This is a genomic window from Allobosea sp. FW305-C-101 (genome assembly GCF_058783685.1).
Map to the genome: position 1 here is coordinate 1 of NZ_JBYSYT010000005.1, position 15,360 is coordinate 15,360.

The 15,360-nt window shown below is 67.3% G+C and carries 15 protein-coding genes and 1 other RNA gene; 6 read left to right on the forward strand and 10 right to left on the reverse strand.

Annotated features, from left to right (window positions below; genetic code table 11):
• The coding region (metH, locus tag AC3WMA_RS20030) for a methionine synthase (RefSeq protein WP_492287112.1) at positions 1–2,320 on the forward strand (2,320 nt) is incomplete at its 5' end.
• A 55-nt stretch (positions 2,321–2,375) separates the two neighbouring features.
• Positions 2,376–2,810 carry a GNAT family N-acetyltransferase gene (locus tag AC3WMA_RS20035; RefSeq protein WP_492287113.1) on the forward strand — a complete coding sequence of 145 codons (435 nt, stop codon included), beginning with the start codon at positions 2,376–2,378 and terminating at the stop codon, positions 2,808–2,810.
• Positions 2,811–2,866: 56 nt separating this feature from the next.
• Here AC3WMA_RS20035 and AC3WMA_RS20040 read toward each other — a convergent pair whose 3' ends face one another.
• The 3 genes from AC3WMA_RS20040 to gstA all read right to left on the reverse strand — a co-directional run bounded on the left by AC3WMA_RS20040 (position 2,867) and on the right by gstA (position 5,776).
• Positions 2,867–4,582, reverse strand: coding sequence for a Na/Pi cotransporter family protein (locus AC3WMA_RS20040; RefSeq protein ID WP_492287114.1), 1,716 nt, complete (start codon positions 4,580–4,582; stop codon positions 2,867–2,869).
• Positions 4,583–4,767: 185 nt separating this feature from the next.
• The gene (locus tag AC3WMA_RS20045; protein ID WP_492287115.1) at positions 4,768–5,148 is read right to left on the reverse strand and encodes a nuclear transport factor 2 family protein; all 381 of its coding nucleotides are present in this window, start codon (positions 5,146–5,148) and stop codon (positions 4,768–4,770) included.
• A gap of 16 nt (positions 5,149–5,164) precedes the next feature.
• Entirely contained in the window at positions 5,165–5,776 is a 612-nt protein-coding gene (gene gstA, locus AC3WMA_RS20050) for a glutathione transferase GstA (protein WP_492287116.1), read from the reverse strand.
• Between the two features lie 123 nt (positions 5,777–5,899).
• Between gstA and AC3WMA_RS20055 the strand changes: the two genes are divergently transcribed.
• Positions 5,900–6,259, forward strand: a complete 360-nt coding sequence (locus AC3WMA_RS20055) for a winged helix-turn-helix transcriptional regulator (RefSeq protein ID WP_492287117.1) — start codon at positions 5,900–5,902, stop codon at positions 6,257–6,259.
• A gap of 39 nt (positions 6,260–6,298) precedes the next feature.
• On the opposite strand, the gene AC3WMA_RS20060 is transcribed toward AC3WMA_RS20055, so the two are convergent.
• From AC3WMA_RS20060 to AC3WMA_RS20085, 6 genes are all read right to left on the reverse strand, one after another.
• Positions 6,299–7,240, reverse strand: a complete 942-nt coding sequence (locus AC3WMA_RS20060) for a sensor domain-containing diguanylate cyclase (protein ID WP_492287118.1) — start codon at positions 7,238–7,240, stop codon at positions 6,299–6,301.
• An 83-nt stretch (positions 7,241–7,323) separates the two neighbouring features.
• Positions 7,324–8,556 (reverse strand): ABC transporter permease, encoded by a 1,233-nt coding sequence (locus tag AC3WMA_RS20065; protein WP_492287119.1) that lies wholly within the window; start codon positions 8,554–8,556, stop codon positions 7,324–7,326.
• Positions 8,553–9,302 (reverse strand): ABC transporter ATP-binding protein, encoded by a 750-nt coding sequence (locus AC3WMA_RS20070; protein ID WP_492287120.1) that lies wholly within the window; start codon positions 9,300–9,302, stop codon positions 8,553–8,555. The genes AC3WMA_RS20065 and AC3WMA_RS20070 overlap by 4 nt, the downstream gene beginning before the upstream one ends.
• Before the next feature lie 10 nt (positions 9,303–9,312).
• Positions 9,313–10,977: an HlyD family secretion protein gene (locus AC3WMA_RS20075; protein ID WP_492287121.1), complete on the reverse strand. Its 1,665-nt coding sequence runs from the start codon at positions 10,975–10,977 to the stop codon at positions 9,313–9,315.
• Positions 10,978–11,084: 107 nt separating this feature from the next.
• Positions 11,085–11,888 carry an N-acetylmuramoyl-L-alanine amidase gene (locus tag AC3WMA_RS20080; RefSeq protein WP_492287122.1) on the reverse strand — a complete coding sequence of 268 codons (804 nt, stop codon included), beginning with the start codon at positions 11,886–11,888 and terminating at the stop codon, positions 11,085–11,087.
• A 10-nt stretch (positions 11,889–11,898) separates the two neighbouring features.
• Positions 11,899–12,648, reverse strand: a complete 750-nt coding sequence (locus tag AC3WMA_RS20085) for a TerB family tellurite resistance protein (protein WP_492287123.1) — start codon at positions 12,646–12,648, stop codon at positions 11,899–11,901.
• A 355-nt stretch (positions 12,649–13,003) separates the two neighbouring features.
• On the opposite strand from AC3WMA_RS20085, the gene AC3WMA_RS20090 reads away from it, so the two are divergent.
• Together AC3WMA_RS20090 and rnpB are read left to right on the forward strand one after the other, a co-directional pair.
• On the forward strand, positions 13,004–13,657 hold the full coding sequence (locus tag AC3WMA_RS20090) for a lytic transglycosylase domain-containing protein (RefSeq protein WP_492287124.1): 654 nt from the start codon (positions 13,004–13,006) through the stop codon (positions 13,655–13,657).
• A 57-nt stretch (positions 13,658–13,714) separates the two neighbouring features.
• An RNA gene (gene rnpB / locus AC3WMA_RS20095) (RNase P RNA component class A) lies at positions 13,715–14,121 on the forward strand.
• 168 nt (positions 14,122–14,289) lie between these two features.
• Here rnpB and AC3WMA_RS20100 read toward each other — a convergent pair.
• Positions 14,290–14,712: an organic hydroperoxide resistance protein gene (locus tag AC3WMA_RS20100; RefSeq protein WP_492287125.1), complete on the reverse strand. Its 423-nt coding sequence runs from the start codon at positions 14,710–14,712 to the stop codon at positions 14,290–14,292.
• 150 nt (positions 14,713–14,862) lie between these two features.
• Between AC3WMA_RS20100 and AC3WMA_RS20105 the strand changes: the two genes are divergently transcribed.
• Entirely contained in the window at positions 14,863–15,327 is a 465-nt protein-coding gene (locus tag AC3WMA_RS20105) for a MarR family winged helix-turn-helix transcriptional regulator (RefSeq protein WP_492287126.1), read from the forward strand.
• The last annotated feature ends 33 nt before the right edge of the window (positions 15,328–15,360 follow it).

Consider the following 15,360-nt stretch of genomic DNA (forward strand, 5'->3'; position numbering starts at 1 on the left):
GGCGCGGATCTGCCGGCAATATGGCGCGGCGGTCGTCGTGATGGCCTTCGACGAGGTCGGCCAGGCCGACACCTTCCAGCGCAAGATCGAGATCTGCACGCGGGCCTACAAGCTGCTGACCGAGACGATCGGCTTCCCGCCCGAGGATATCATCTTCGACCCGAACATTTTCGCGGTGGCGACGGGCATCGAGGAGCACGACAACTACGGCAACGATTTCATCGAGGCGACGCGCGCGATCCGTGAGACCTTGCCGCATGCCCATATCTCGGGCGGCGTCTCGAACCTGTCCTTCTCGTTCCGCGGCAACGAGAAGGTGCGCGAGGCCATGCATTCGGTCTTCCTGTACCATTGCATCAAGGCCGGCATGGACATGGGCATCGTCAATGCCGGCCAGCTCGGCTCCTATGACGATCTCGACCCGGAGCTGCGCGAGCTCTGCGAGGATGTCGTCCTCAACCGCCGCAAGGATTCGACCGAGCGCCTGCTGGAAGCCGCGCCGCGCTTCAAGGGCGACGGTTCGGTCGCTGCGTCCGGCAAGGACCTGGCCTGGCGGGAACTCCCGGTCGAGAAGCGGCTGGAGCATGCGCTGGTCGCGGGGATCACCGAGTTCATCGATGTCGATACCGAAGAGGCGCGCCTGAACGCTGCCAAGCCGCTGCACGTCATCGAAGGCCCGCTGATGGCGGGGATGAATGTGGTCGGCGACCTGTTCGGCTCGGGCAAGATGTTCCTGCCGCAGGTGGTGAAGTCGGCCCGCGTGATGAAGCAGGCCGTCGCCTATCTCATGCCCTATATGGAGGAGGAGAAGCGCCTGAACGGCGGCTCCGAGCGTTCGGCCGCCGGCAAGGTGCTGATGGCGACGGTGAAGGGCGATGTCCACGATATCGGCAAGAACATCGTCGGCGTCGTGCTCCAGTGCAACAATTACGAGGTGATCGACCTCGGCGTAATGGTGCCGACGCAGAAGATTCTGGAGACGGCGCGCCGGGAGAAGGTCGACATCATCGGCCTCTCCGGGCTGATCACGCCTTCGCTGGACGAGATGGTGACGGTCGCCTCGGAGATGGAGCGTGAGGGCTTCGATATCCCGCTGCTCATCGGCGGAGCGACGACGAGCCGCGTCCATACGGCGGTGAAGATCCACCCGGCTTACAGCGCCGGCCAGACCGTGCATGTCAACGACGCCTCGCGCGCCGTCGGCGTGGTCTCCAGCCTGCTGTCGTCGGAACAGAAGCCGGGTTATGTCGCGGGCGTGCAGGCGGAATACGCCAAGGTCGCCGAGGCGCATCGCCGCTCCGAGGCCGACAAGCAACGCTTGCCGCTGGCCAAGGCGCGCGCCAATCCCTTCAAGACGGATTGGGCGAATTATGTCCCGCCGAAGCCGAGCTTCCTGGGCACGCGCACCTTCCGCACCTATGACATCGCCGATCTCGTGCCGGTGATCGACTGGACGCCGTTCTTCCAGACCTGGGAATTGAAGGGCCGCTTCCCGGCGATCCTGCAGGACGAGAAGCAGGGCGAGGCCGCGCGCGCGCTCTGGGACGATGCGCAAGCGATGCTGAAGCGCGTCGTCGAGGAGCGCTGGTTCAACCCGAAGGCGGTGATCGGTTTCTGGCCGGCCAATGCCGTCGGCGACGATATCCGCCTTTATACCGGCGAGAGCCGGCAGGACGAGCTTGCGACCTTCCATGGTCTGCGCCAGCAGCTCTCGAAGCGCGACGGCAAGCCGAACATGTGCCTGTCCGATTTCGTCGCGCCGGAAGGCGTCGCGCCCGATTACATCGGCGCCTTCGCCGTCACGGCCGGCGCGGAGGAAGAGCGCATCTCCGAGAAGTTCGCGCGCGACAACGACGACTATCGCTCGATCATGGTCAAGGCGCTGGCGGACCGCTTCGCCGAGGCCTTTGCCGAGCGCATGCACCAGCTCGTCCGCAAGGAGTTCTGGGGCTATGCGCCGGACGAGACCTTCTCGAACGAGGATTTGATCCGCGAGGAATATCGCGGCATCCGTCCGGCGCCGGGCTATCCGGCCCAGCCCGACCATACCGAGAAGGAGACGCTCTTCCGTCTGCTCGAGGCGGAGCGCCGCGTCGGCGTGAAGCTGACCGAGAGCTATGCGATGTGGCCGGGCTCCTCGGTCTCCGGGCTCTATTTCGCGCACCCCGAAGCCTACTACTTCGGCGTCGCCAAGGTGGAGCGCGATCAGGTCGAGGATTATGCTGAGCGCAAGGGCATGACGATCGAGGAGGTCGAACGCTGGCTGGCGCCGATCCTCAACTACGACACGGCCGCCTATCGCCTGCAGGCGGCGGAGTAGTTGCCTTCCAGCACTGTCGCGGGCATCACGCCTGCCGCAGCGATGGAGAGTGTTCGTGACGACTGACGAGGCAAGGCTGATCCGCAAGGCGGTGGCGGCGGATGATCCGCGCATCCGCGCTATCCGTATGGACGTGCGCGAGAACATCCTGAACGACCCGTCGAAGGTGACGGACGCGGATGTCGCCTGGTATCGCGAGCAGGCGATCTTCGTCGTCGCGGAAGAGGCAGGCGAGATTGCGGGCTTCGCCTGCGCCAACCATCAGACCGGCTTGATTTGGGCGCTGTTCATCGATCCGGCGCAGGAGGGGCGGGGCCATGGCCGCGCTTTGCTAGATGAGGCTCTCATCGGGCTGAAGGCTGCGGGCCATGCCCAGGCCTGGCTCGAAACCGGCGCCGGCACGCGGGCGGAGCGCTTCTATGTCCGCCATGGCTGGCGCGATATGGGCCGGGGCCTCGACGGGCAGATCGTCTTCACCAAGCTCCTCTGACACAAGAAAGCCGCCCGATGGGGCGGCTTTCGGCTGATGTTGCGAGATGGGCCGGCTCAGGCCGGAACGGCCGCAGGGGTCAGGCCGCCGAGGCCGGCTTCTCCGGCCTTTGCGCCGGCCGGCGCAGCCGCGATCTCGCGCGAGACCGAGCGGCGCTCGGCATCGATGCGCTCGATCAGGAAGAAGGCGCGTTCGGCGCTGCCGAGCAAGGCAAGGATCGCGCCGCGCTCGACCCAGGGCAGTTCCGAGCCGAGGCGCAGGCAGCGCTCGCGCAGGGCGAGGAGCTCGGCATTGCGCGCTTCGGCCATGCCGGTCGCCGGGGCCCGCTCCTGGCCGATCGGGACAATGGTGGCAAGCGTCTCGGAGACCTTGTCGAGCACGGTGTCGACGAGCTTTCGGCCCTGCTCGCCGAAGGGCTGGCGCTCGATGCGGCGGGCGATCTGGTAGAGCGTCTCGCCGAGGCTCGCAGTGAAATCCTCTTCCTCGATCAGGCTGGCGACGAGATCGGCCCGGGCATAGGGCATCTCGGGCGTGAACATGCCGGAGGTATAGGCGCGGATGTCGCGGTTGAGGATGTCGATCGCGGCATAGTGCTCCTCGATCTTGTCCGGCGCGTCCGGCTTGCCGCTGGCGATATCGATGAAGAGCCGGGCGGCCTCGAGATAGCGGCCCGTCTCGCGCCGGATCGCTTGCACGGCTTCGGCATGATCATGGGCCTTCACCAGATAGCGCGGCTGGGAATAGTCCTCGATATCCTCGGCGGAGGTGGCGCCGACCCGCGACAGAACCCGCTCGAACACGCCGACGAAGGGGAAGAGCAGCAGCGTGTTGAAGATGTTGAAGAAGGTCGAGTAGAGGCCGACCGCGACCGGCACGAGCGGGAAGGTCTCCTTGCCGTCCTTGATCACGGGCACGCCGGGATCGCCGCCGAACCACTGCATCGCCCAGGTCAGCACGTCCATCGAGATGAAGAAGAGCGGTATCGTCACCATCACGCCGATGATGTTGAAGGAGATATGGGCGTAGGCCGCCCGCTTGGCGTTCTTCGACAGGTTGAGCGAAGCCATCCAGGAGGTGATCGTGGTGCCGAGATCGGCGCCGAGCGAGAAGGCGACGGCGGTCTTCCAGTCGAGGATGCCGGCGGCGCCGAGCCCCATGACGATGCCAATCGTCGCGGAGGAGGAGTGGATCATCGCGGTGATGCCGGCGGCGATCAGCACGCAATAGATCAGGTTGAGATAGGTGTCGGCCTTGAGCGCCGAGATCACGCCCATCACCTCCGGCATGTTGCGCAGGGGGCGCAGGCCGCCGGTCATCAGGTTGAGGCCGTAGAAGATCAGCGCGAAGCCCATGCAGGCGAGCGCGATGTTCTTGACCTTGTCGGTCTTGGCGAAGATGTGCAGCAGCGCGAAGATGCCGGCGAGCAGCAGCCCAAGCGGCCCGAGCGGCAGCGCGATCAGGCCGTTGCCCAGCGTCGTGCCGATATTGGCGCCCATGATCACGCTGATCGCGGGCCTGAGGCCGATGACGCCGGCATTGACGAGGCCGACGACCATGACGGTCATCGCGGTCGAGGACTGGATCACGCCGGTGATGAAGGTGCCGGCGAGCACGCCCTTGGACGGGGTGCCGGCGATCCGCGCGAGCAGGGCCCGCATCTTGTTGACGGCGAGCGACTGGATGCCGTTGCTCATGAATTCGAGCCCGAGCATGAAGATGCCCAGGCCGCCGATCACTGGCACGATGACTTGCGAGAAGATGTCGATCTGCATCGGAGATTCCCGGCGCGGCCGGGGCTGATGCACCGGCGAGGCTTGCGGCGCGGCCGTAACCGCCCCGGCAAGGCCGGGCCGATCCCGGCCGCAGGTGAGGTCTCGATCGATCGCTTTCTTCTAGAGCTTCCCCTGCGACAGTGTTGTGACCGAACTCCCTGATCTGCATTCGGGTGCCGCTCTCGTCAGGCCACGGGCACGAGATCGAAATGGAAGACCTTGGCGATGATGCGCCACTCGCCATCGAGTTGGACGAGGCTGAGCAGGTCGGTGAAGCGCTTTTCTCCGATGGCGCATTCCACCCTGGCCAGCGCCGTGACCGGCCCGGCGAAGGCGATCGAGATGATCCGGTCGTGCCGCTTTTCCTTACGGCTGGCCGGGGAGGGGCGGGCTGCCACCATCGGCAGATAGGCGTCCATCGTCATGTGGGTCAGCCGCCCATCGGTGGCGCAGGCGTAGACCGCCTGCGGATGGAAGACGCGGCCCAGAAGGGCCGCGTCGCTGTGATGGAGGCCGTCGAAATAGTGGCCGAGCAGGGCCTCGATCGGGGTGAATTGCGCGTTCATGGTGCCGTGCCTCGGGTCAGGCGGCGAGGCGTTCGGCATTCAGCGCTTCCCGCACGCTGTCCCTGCCCGCGACGCGCTCCAGCAGGGCCGTCAGGCGAGGCCAGGCCGAGAGAGGGATCTCCTTGCCTTCGGCCCAGCCCGCGATGACGAAGAGATAGATATCGGCGGCGCTGAAGGCGTCCCCGAGCAGGTAGCTGCGTCCATCGGCGAGCTCGGCCTCGATATGGCCGAGGCGCCTCGCGATCGCTGCCCGGGCTTCCTGCCGCCCGGTCGCGTCCGTCCCGGGCCGAAACAGGGGCGAGAACGCCTTGTGCAGCTCGCTTGCGAGGAAATTGAGCCATTCCTGCAGCCGCGCCCGTTCCAGCGTAGCGGGGCGGGGAGCGAGGCCGGCGGATGGAGCGAGGTCGGCGATGTACTGGACGATCGCGGCGCCTTCGGTGAGGACGTTGCCGTCGTCCAGCTTCAGCGCGGGAACGTAGCCCTTGGGATTGGTCGCGGCGAAGTCCTCGCCGCTCGCGGTCTTGCCGGTGACGATGTCGACCTTTTCGAGGGTGAACGGCAGGCCGGCCTCGCGGAGCGCGATATGGGGCGAGAGCGAGCAGGCGCCGGGTGCGAAATAGAGCTTCATGACGGTTCATCTCCGTGGATCGGTGATGCGCCATGGTTAGGTTCCGATGATAACCTTTGTATACCTCATTACTTGTCGTAACTGCATTTTCCGGTATCCTCCCGGTTACCGGGGGGGGTCCGCATGGCATTGAAAATTCGCAGGAATCGGTCTCCGGAGCCGCCGGAGACCTGCGATGTCGGCACCTGCATGCTGGTGCTCGGCGGAGCCTGGACGCCGAATGTCGTCTGGTTTCTGAGCGGCGGCCCGCGCCGCTTCGGCGAACTGCGCCGCGACATCCCCGCGATCTCGGCCAAGATGCTCAGCGCCCGGTTGCGCGGCCTGGAGGCCAAGGGCGTCGTCGCGCGGAAGGTGCTGCCGGGCTCGCCGCCCTCGGTGGAATACGCGTTGACGCCACTAGGCCGCGAATACGTGCCGGCGATTCAGGCGATTGCGGAGGTTGGCGCCAAGCTCAAGGCACTGGCGCGCGGAGAGGCCGCCTGACCGGGCAGGGCTAACGGCAGCCGGAGCGTTTCAGCGATGTCAGCCGGCGAGCACGACCCGGCTGACGGCGGCTACCGGCCCGTCGAAGACACGGACGCAGTCGCCCCCGGCCATGCCGGCGACCTGGAGCGCGGCCTCGGCGCCCGCGAAGATCTCGTTCTGCTCGCGATAACCCTCCGGCGTCAGCAGGGCCGCGCCGATCGAGAGCGTGAAATCGATGACGTGATTGCCGCGCGGCATCGGCCGGCACAGCAATTTGCGGGTGCCGGACAGCATCGAGGCGAGATAGCCCTTGTCGCCGGGCATGCGCAGCAGCAGGGCGAAGGCGCCGGGGCCGGTCTGGTCGATGGCCAGCGCGTCGGGGAAGAGCCGGCGCAGCCGCTCGCCGAAATTGCGGATCACATCGTCGCCCGCGGGGCGGCCGTAATTCTCGAGGAGAGTCGCGAACCGATCGATCTCGAAGATGGCAAGCGCGAAGCGCTCGGGCTCGCGGCCGCGTTCCTGCCGGAATTGCCGAACGGCGTCGGTGAAGCTGCGGCGCGCGGTGAGGTTCGTTGTTGCGTTCGCCCGCACCAGCGCCGCGGTTTCGCTCCAAAGCCCCTTCTCGGCGGTGACGTCCTGCTTCGAGCCGAAGATGCGGATCGGCCGGCCGTGCTCATAGCCGACGCCGACGATGAGGCGCATCCAGCGCTTGTCGCCATTCGCTGACTTGATCCGGCAATCCAGCGCGAAGCCCTGGCCCGTGCTGATCGCCTTGCTGCGCAGCTGGTTCATCTCGCGGCGCGAGCGCTCCTCGTAGAGATCCAGCGTCGCGCTGCGATAGATGGCGGAGCCGCGGTGCAGGCCGAACAGGTCGTAGACCCCGTCGGTCCAGCTCAACGATTCATTGGCGAGATTGCATTCCCAGGCACCGACAGCGGCAGCCGCGACCGCGCGATCGTAGAGGGGCTGCGTTGCCGCGGTGAGCTGCTGGCTGTTCACGGTCCGCCTCCTGACTGCCTCAAGGGCAGCCTAGGGCGGGCGGGGTTAAGCGACCCTTGCGCAGTGCGAGAAAATCCCCTGCCTCATTCGCGCCGGAGCGCCTCGATCGGGTCGAGCCTCGCGGCCCGGCGCGCCGGGTAGAAGCCGAAGAAAACGCCGATCAGCCCGGAGACGCCGACCGCGATCAGGATGGTCTGGATCGAGATCACCGAGGGCCAGCCGGCGACATGAGCGATGGTCAGCGCTGCCGCGATGCCGAGCCCGGCGCCGACCGCGCCGCCGATGGTCGCCAGCGTCGTCGCCTCGATCAGGAACTGGGTCAGCACGGCGCTCTGGCGCGCGCCGACCGCGAGCCTGAGCCCGATCTCGCGGGTGCGCTCGGTCACCGAGACCAGCATGATGTTCATGATGCCGATGCCGCCGACGAGGAGCGAGACGGCGGCGACGGCCGCAAGCAGCCATGACAGCGTGGTCGCGGCGGCGGTTGCGGTATTCGCGATCTCGGTGAGGTTGCGGACGATGAAGTCGTCCTCCTGATCCTCCATCAGCCGGTGGCGCTGGCGCAGCAGGGCTGTGACCTCGGCGATGCCCGGCGTGATCGCTTCTTCGTTCGCGAACTTGACCATGATGCTCTGCACCGAGCGGTCGCGGGCATAGTTGCGCCCGACGATGCGGCGCCGGCCGGTGTCGAGCGGCACGAAGATGACGTCGTCCTGATCCTGCCCCAGGGCCGACTGGCCCTTCGATGCCATCACGCCGATGACCTTGAAGGGCACGTTGCGGATGCGGAATTGCTGGTCGAGCGGGTTCTCCTCGCCGAAGAGGTTGCGCGCGACCGTCTGGCCGATCACGGCGACGATCTCGCCCTTGCGCAGTTCCTCGGGCTCGAACAGCCGGCCCGACCCGATCTCCCATTCGCGCGCGGCGAAGAAGTCGAGATCGGTGGCGGTGATCTGGGTCGACCAGTTGGCGCCGGCATAGACGGCCTGCGCACGGGTGATGAGGACCGGTGCGGCGGCCGTGACGTCCTCGACCTCGCGCAGGATCGCGGCGGCGTCCTCGTCGGTCAGCGTCGAGGAGGCGCCGGCGCCGAGGCGTACGCCGCCCTGCGTGACGTTGCCGGACTGGATGATCGCGAGATTGGCGCCGAGCGACTTGATCTGGCCGGTGACCCGGGCGCGGGCACCGGAGCCGATCGCGACCATGGCGATGACGGCGGCGACGCCGATGATGATGCCGAGCATCGTCAGGGCCGAGCGCAGGGCGTTGGCTCCGATGGCGGAGAGGGCGGAGCGGATCGCTTCGGTCAGGCTCATGCGGCGGCCTCCGGCAGGCCGATACCGGCGTCGAAGGCTGCGAGCGCGGCGCGGGCGTCGGCCGGTTCCTGCCGGAGATCGCTGAGCAGGTGCCCGTCGCGGAAGCGGATCAGCCGGCGTGCGTGGCGGGCGACCTCGGCATCATGCGTGACGAGGACCACGGTGACGCCCTCGCGGTTCAGGTCCTGGAAGAGCGCGAGGATCTCCAGCGCAGTGCGGCTGTCGAGCGCGCCGGTCGGCTCGTCGGCGAGGAGCAGGCGCGGCTCGTTGACCAGCGCGCGGGCGATGGCGACGCGCTGCTGCTGGCCGCCGGAGAGCTGCATCGGGCGGTGATGCGCGCGCTCGGCGAGGCCTACGCGGGCGAGTGCGGCAAGCGCGCGCCGCTTCCGCTCGGCGCGGGTGACGCCGGCATAGACCATCGGCAATTCGACATTGGCGCAGGCATCGATGCGCGGTAGCAGGTTGAACTGCTGGAAGACGAAGCCGAGCTTGCGGTTGCGCAGCTCTGCGAGGCCGTCGCCGGAGAGGGTCTCGACCGCGACGCCGTCGAGCACGTAATGGCCGCCGCTCGGCCGGTCGAGGCAGCCGATCAGGTTCATGAAAGTCGACTTGCCCGAACCGGATGGCCCCATCACCGCGACGAGATCGCCGGCCTCGATCGCGAGCGAAACCCGGTCCAGCGCCGTGACGCGGCCGGAATCGAGATCATAGACGCGGGAGAGGTCACGGGTTTCGATCAGGGGCATCGCGGCGCCCTCAGAACAGCCGCGGCCCGCGGGCGCGGGAGGCCGGCGGTTCCGGCGCCGTCGTCACACGCGGCCCGCCGCCGGTGACGACCTGCGCGCCGTCCTTGACCTCGCCGCCGAGCAATTCCGTGAAGGCGCCGTCAGTCGGGCCGAGCATGACGGGCACGGGCTTGGGCTGGCCGGCTTCGTCGAGCACATAGACGCGGCCGGGGATGCCACGGCTCGGCGCGGCGCGCCGGCCTTCCTGCATGATGGCTTCGAGCTTCGCGCGCCGCTCGGGGTCGAGCACCGCGCCGATCTTCGTGACCAGTTCGGCGCCGGCCGCGCGGAAGGCGGCGCGGCGCTCCTCCGGCGAGAGGCCGGCCATGGCTTCGCGGTTGCCGCGACGTTCCCTGAGGATCTCGGCGATCGCCTGTTTCTGCTCGGGCGTCGGCTGCAATTCGGTCTCGATCCGCTCGCGCAGGGCGTTGGCGGCGCGCGGCGCGCGCTCGCCGGCATCCGGAACCGCCACGGGGCTCGTGCCTGAGCCGGCGGGGGGCGCACCCGCTGCGCCGGCCGGGCGGAAGCGCAGGGCGGCATTCGGCACACGCAGCGCGTCCGGCCGATCCTCGGTCACGACCTGGAGATTGGCGGTCATGCCCGGCAGGAGCGCCATGTCGCGGTTCTCGACGCGGATGATGCCGGTATAGGTGACGACGTTCTGGATGGTCTGGGCGCCGAGCCGGACCATCTCGACCCGGCCCTGGAAATTGCGGTTGGGATATGCGTTGACGGTGAAGGAGACCGGCTGGCCGGGCTTCAGCCGGCCGACATCGGCCTCGTCGATATTGGCGTAGATGTCGATGGTGCGCAGGTCCTGCGCGATCTGGAACAGCGTCGGCGCGGAGAGCGAGGCGGCGACGGTCTGGCCGAGATCGACCTGACGCTGGACCACGACGCCATCGACCGGCGAGCGGATCTGCGTGCGTTCGAGATCGATCAGGATGTCCCTGAGCTTGGCATCGCGGGCTGCGATCACTGCCTGGGCGGACTGGACCTGCCCCTCGCCGAGCTGGATATCGGCGTCGAGCCCCTTGAGTTCGGCGCGGGCGGAGGCGAGCTGGGCCTCGTTCGAGGCGAGGGAGGCGGTCTGGACCTCGACCTGCGTGCGGGCGGTGTCGAGGTTCTGCTGCGAGCCGGTGGAGCGGTTGAAGAGCTGGTCCTGCCGCTCGAAGGTCCGCTTGGCATCGGCGAGCTGGGCGGAGGTGCGGGCGCGCTGGGCTTCGATATCGCGGATGAAGGAATCCGCCTTGATGCGGGCAGCGCGGGCGCGTTCGAGCTGGGCGGTCTTGACGACGAGATCGGCCCGGGCCTGTTCGAGATCGGCCTGGGCGGCGTCGCGGCGCGTGCGGATCTGGTCGCTCTGGAGGCGGGCGACGACCTGTCCGGCCTTCACCTGCGAATTATAGTCGGCGAGGACCTCGACGATCTGGCCGGAGAGCTGCGAGCCGACGAGGACGGTGGTGACCGGCGTCAGCGTGCCGGTGGCGCGCACGGCGGCGGTGATGCGGCCGCGATCGAGGGGCGCCGTGCGATAGGGCGGCTCATTGGCGTTGCTGCCGGCGGGGCGCAGGGCCCAATAGCCGCCGGCCGCCGCGAGAACGATCAGCCCGGTTCCGATCAGCCATCTGCGCAAGGTCGTTTCCCCATCCCGTCCGCGCCTGGGCGCGAGCGAAGAAGAGCTTGCCAGAAAGCGCGCTGTCCGGCGAGTTAACTTCCTGCAATCTTTGGCTTAGCCGCAGTTCAGGCGGTGCGGGCGGCTTGCGTGGCGGCGAGCAGGTCCCGCAGCGTCGTGATCGTCGAGGAATCGGCGACGCCGTCGACCTTGTCCTGACGCCAATGGCGCTGGAAGGCCGCGACGACTGCTTCGAGCTTCTCGTCGAAGACGCCGTCGACGGTCACGCCATAGCCCAGCATGGCGAACATCGCCTGCAAGGCCTCGACCGGTTGGCCGCTTTCGCCACGCGCGAAGAAGCGCCCGCCGCGGATCGGGGCCGGTTCCGCCCAGAGGCCGACGCCGGCTTCCGCGAAGCGGCGCCAGGGGAATTTCTCGCCGGGATCGATCTTGCGGCCGGGCGCGATGTCGGAATGGGCGAGCACGCGCTCCGGGGGGATGGACCAGCGCTCGCAGATGTCGCGGGAGAGGTTCAGCGTCGCGACGATCTGCTCCTCGGGATAGTCGGGCAGGCCGCCGGGATGGCCGGGATTGGCGATCTCGATGCCGATCGAGCCCGAATTGATGTCGGTCTCGCCGGCCCAATGCGAGGCGCCGGCATGCCAGGCGCGCCGGCCCTCCGGCACGAGCTGGAGCGTGTGGCCGTTCTCGAAGACGAAATAATGCGAGGAGACCTGCGCCACCGGGTTGCAGAGCCATTGCAGCGCTTCGCCCGCGACCGGCATGCCGGTGTAGTGCAGGATCAGCATGTCCGGCCGGCGGCCGGGCGTGCCGTCCGCATGCTTGCGCTCGCCATGATTCGGCGAGGGGAAGATTTTCGCGGCGAAGCGGCTGTCGGGCTTGGCCACGTCCGGCGGGGCGATATCGGTCATTCAGGCTGGCTCAGGCGGGTTCGGGCGCGAGGCTGCGGCTCATGCCGCGTTCCTTCTGGATCGCGTCCCAGGCGGCGTTGATGGCGGCGATGCGGCGCGTCGCGATCGCGACCGCTTCCTCGGGCAGGCCGCGGGCGATCTCGCGATCGGGATGGGTCTCGGCGACGAGGCGGCGGTAATGCCGCTTCAGCTCGGCGTCGTTCATCTCGCGGCTGGCGCCGAGCACGAGATAGGGATCGTCCGGCCGGCGGGCATGGCGGGCCTCGATCCGGGCGAAATCAGCCTCAGTGATGCCGAAGATGCCGGCGACGGACTGGAGATAGGCGTGCTCGGCCTCGTGGATCGCGCCATCGGCGGCGGCGATCAGGAAGAGCCCGTCGAGCACGTCCTCGAGCAGGGCGGGCTCGTCCTTGAAGGCGCCGGCGATCTGCGTGGCATAGGCCTCGAAGCCGGCGCTGGTCTGCTTGGCCAGGTCGAACAGGCGCTCGATGCGCTGCTGCTGGTCGGGCGGAACCTCGACGATGCGACGGAAGGCGGTGACCTCGTCGCAGGTCACGACGCCGTCCGAGCGTGCCATCTTGGCAGCGAGCGCGACGAGACCCGTGGTGAAGACCAACTCGCGCGGCGCCGGGCCGAAGGGCGCGCCCTCGCGATCGACCAGGACATGGCCGGCGAGCGCGCCGAGAAGCGCGCCCAGCGGGCCGCCGATCACGAGCCCGAGCCCGCCGCCCCCCAGAGCGCCCCAGAAAGAGGAAGCCATCACAAAACCGATCCCGGTGAATCCGAATGCGCGGATGATGAAAGGAGGGAGGGATATCGCGCAAGAGCGCTCGGTGCGACGGCCTGCCGCGCCAAAAATGCAGTTCCGGCCGGGAATGCGGCTGAAATGTGGCGGCTGATTCGCCTGCTTGATTCGCATCCGGGGGCGGGGAGCCGGCGAAGTTTTTCGCGCGAACGAATACATATGAATACTGAATAGTTAAATATAGAATAAATTCCTGTATACGCTAATTGTTATGCGTTTTTCTGTGGAATGCGCCAGATTATCGACACATTCGACCATCAGTTGAGCAGCCCCATCGGCCAGTCATGGCTCAATGGGGTTCAAATTCGACATGCGATATATCTGTGGTGGTCTTGCGGCTGCGTGCCTGATTAGCCTCTCCGGGGTTGCTCTGGCCGAGGATTTCGTCAACGCGGAAACGGACCCCCGATCGCTGCTCGTTCGTGACGCCGAGATCGCCCGCGCCAAGGCTGCTGAAGGCAAGGGCGAGGATGTCCAGGCCGAGGCTCCCAAGGCGAAGTCCGCGACCCGTGCCGCTAAGGCCGAAGCCGCCAAGGTTGAAGCTGACAAGACCGAGACCCGCGCCAGCCGCGCGCTCGCTGCTCCGGCCGGCTCCGAGGGCATCAAGGCGATCGTCGCCCGCCATGCCGCTGCCAACGGTGTGCCGTTCTCGCTGGCCGACGCCGTCGTGCGCGTCGAGAGCCGCTACAATCCGCGCGCCTCGCATGCCGGCAATTACGGCCTGATGCAGATCCGCCACCAGACGGCGCGCGGCATGGGCTATTCCGGCAGCGCGAGCGGGTTGCTCGATGCCGAGACCAATGCGCGCTACGGCATGAAGTACCTCGCCATGGCCTATAAGATGGCCGGCGGCGACACCTGCCGCACGATCATGAAGTATCAGAGCGGCCACATGACCAACCGCATGAGCGGCGCCAATCGCACCTATTGCGCCAAGGTGCGCACGATCACGGCTCGCAACTGACCTGATACCGCCCGGTTTCGCTTGACGCCGGGCGCGCCAGCGCGCATCTCCCCCTCGCCAGTCGGCCGGACGGCCGCTCTCGCTTGCGAGGGAGGAAAGTCCGGGCTCCACGGAAACACGGTGCCGGATAACGTCCGGCGGGGGCGACTCCAGGGAAAGCGCCACAGAGATCGAACCGCCCTGCGCTGGAGAGCTTCGGCTTTTCCGGCAGGGTAAGGGTGAAAAGGTGCGGTAAGAGCGCACCGCGGACCCGGCAACGGGGACGGCATGGCAAGCCCCACCGGGAGCAAAACCGAATAGGGACGATGCTGCCCGCGCAAGCGGGCAGGGGCAGGTTTCTGTGCCTTGTCGTCCGGGTTGGTTGCTCGAGGCGCGCAGCAATGCGCGTCCCAGAGGAATGGCCGTCACGTTATCGGAGAAATCCGGTAGCCATCCAGAACCCGGCTTACAGGCCGATTGGCACCTTGCTTCCCGACTTTTCGACGTAATTCCAATAATCGCGTCATCCCGGGCGACCGTAGGGAGGCCCGGGATCCATGCCGGAGCGCTTCCGAAGAAGGTTCAGGCATGGATCCCGGATCTTCGCTTCGCTGCGCCCGGGATGACGGCGCGTGTTGATTGATGGTGAGCCCTCAGGCCACCGTCGTCTCGACCGGGATGTTGCCCTTCGTCGCGTGCGAGTAGGGGCAGACCACATGGGCCTTCTTGACGAGGTCCTCGACCGCGGCCTTGTCGAGGCCGGGGATCGAGACGGTCAGCTTGGCGGTGATGCCGAAGCCCTGGCCGTCGTCGCGGGCGCCGATGCCGATATCGGCCGAGACCTTCGCGTCATCCGGAATCTTCACCTTCTCCTTGCCGGCGACGAACTTGAGCGCGCCGAGGAAACAGGCCGAATAGCCCATGGCGAAGAGCTGCTCGGGATTGGTGCCTTCGCCGCCGCCGCCGCCGAGTTCCTTGGGCGTGTTCAGCACGAGCTTGACGTTGCCGGTATCGGTCGCGGCCTGGCCTTCGCGGCCGCCGGTGGCGGAACCATGGGCGGTATAGAGCGTCTTCATGATCGGGTTTCCTTCCTTGGGTGAAGCGATGCTTGCCATATAGATTGTGTACAATTAGATTGTCAACAATTAATTTGAGCAAGGCCGAGAGCAGTTGATTGTGGGGCCGCTTTCGGCTTTCCGTGAAACAAGGTGGTCGGCGAGGGCGCTATGGCGAAGCAGGACAAGGCCGGGGATGGCATGCCGCGTCTGGAGCAGCAGCTCTGTTTCGCGATCTATCAGGTCGGCCATGCCTTCAACCGGGCCTATCGCCCGATCCTGGCCGCGCTCGGGCTGACCTATCCGCAATATCTCGTGATGCTCGTGCTCTGGGAGCAGGATGGGCTGACGGTGAAGGAGCTGGGCGAGCGGTTGATGCTGGATTCCGGCACGCTGACGCCGCTGCTGAAGCGGCTCGAAGCCTCCGGCCTAATCCGTCGTGAGCGCGACGCTCGCGACGAGCGGCAGGTGCGCATCCATCTCGCCGAGAAAGGCGAGGGTCTGCGCGAGCAGGGGCGCTGCGTGCAGGACGCCGTCGGCGAGGCGCTGGGCGGGGTGGCGGGGGAGGCGGGGCGATTGCGCGACCAGCTCGGGCTTGTCCGCGATGCGCTGCTGGCGTCACCGCGCGACGATTGAGGGCGGTTTTTTGCCGTAGCCGCGACGGTTGTC

Coding starts and splice junctions, on each gene's coding strand:
- AC3WMA_RS20080 (WP_492287122.1), bottom strand. CDS start 11,888: ATGACCGATATCGCCCCGCCGGACGTGGCCAAGCCCGACAGCCGCTTC.
- AC3WMA_RS20090 (WP_492287124.1), top strand. CDS start 13,004: ATGCGATATATCTGTGGTGGTCTTGCGGCTGCGTGCCTGATTAGCCTC.
- AC3WMA_RS20085 (WP_492287123.1), bottom strand. CDS start 12,648: ATGGCTTCCTCTTTCTGGGGCGCTCTGGGGGGCGGCGGGCTCGGGCTC.
- AC3WMA_RS20065 (WP_492287119.1), bottom strand. CDS start 8,556: ATGAGCCTGACCGAAGCGATCCGCTCCGCCCTCTCCGCCATCGGAGCC.
- AC3WMA_RS20105 (WP_492287126.1), top strand. CDS start 14,863: ATGGCGAAGCAGGACAAGGCCGGGGATGGCATGCCGCGTCTGGAGCAG.
- AC3WMA_RS20070 (WP_492287120.1), bottom strand. CDS start 9,302: ATGCCCCTGATCGAAACCCGTGACCTCTCCCGCGTCTATGATCTCGAT.
- gstA (WP_492287116.1), bottom strand. CDS start 5,776: ATGAAGCTCTATTTCGCACCCGGCGCCTGCTCGCTCTCGCCCCATATC.
- AC3WMA_RS20040 (WP_492287114.1), bottom strand. CDS start 4,582: ATGCAGATCGACATCTTCTCGCAAGTCATCGTGCCAGTGATCGGCGGC.
- AC3WMA_RS20045 (WP_492287115.1), bottom strand. CDS start 5,148: ATGAACGCGCAATTCACCCCGATCGAGGCCCTGCTCGGCCACTATTTC.
- AC3WMA_RS20100 (WP_492287125.1), bottom strand. CDS start 14,712: ATGAAGACGCTCTATACCGCCCATGGTTCCGCCACCGGCGGCCGCGAA.
- AC3WMA_RS20055 (WP_492287117.1), top strand. CDS start 5,900: ATGGCATTGAAAATTCGCAGGAATCGGTCTCCGGAGCCGCCGGAGACC.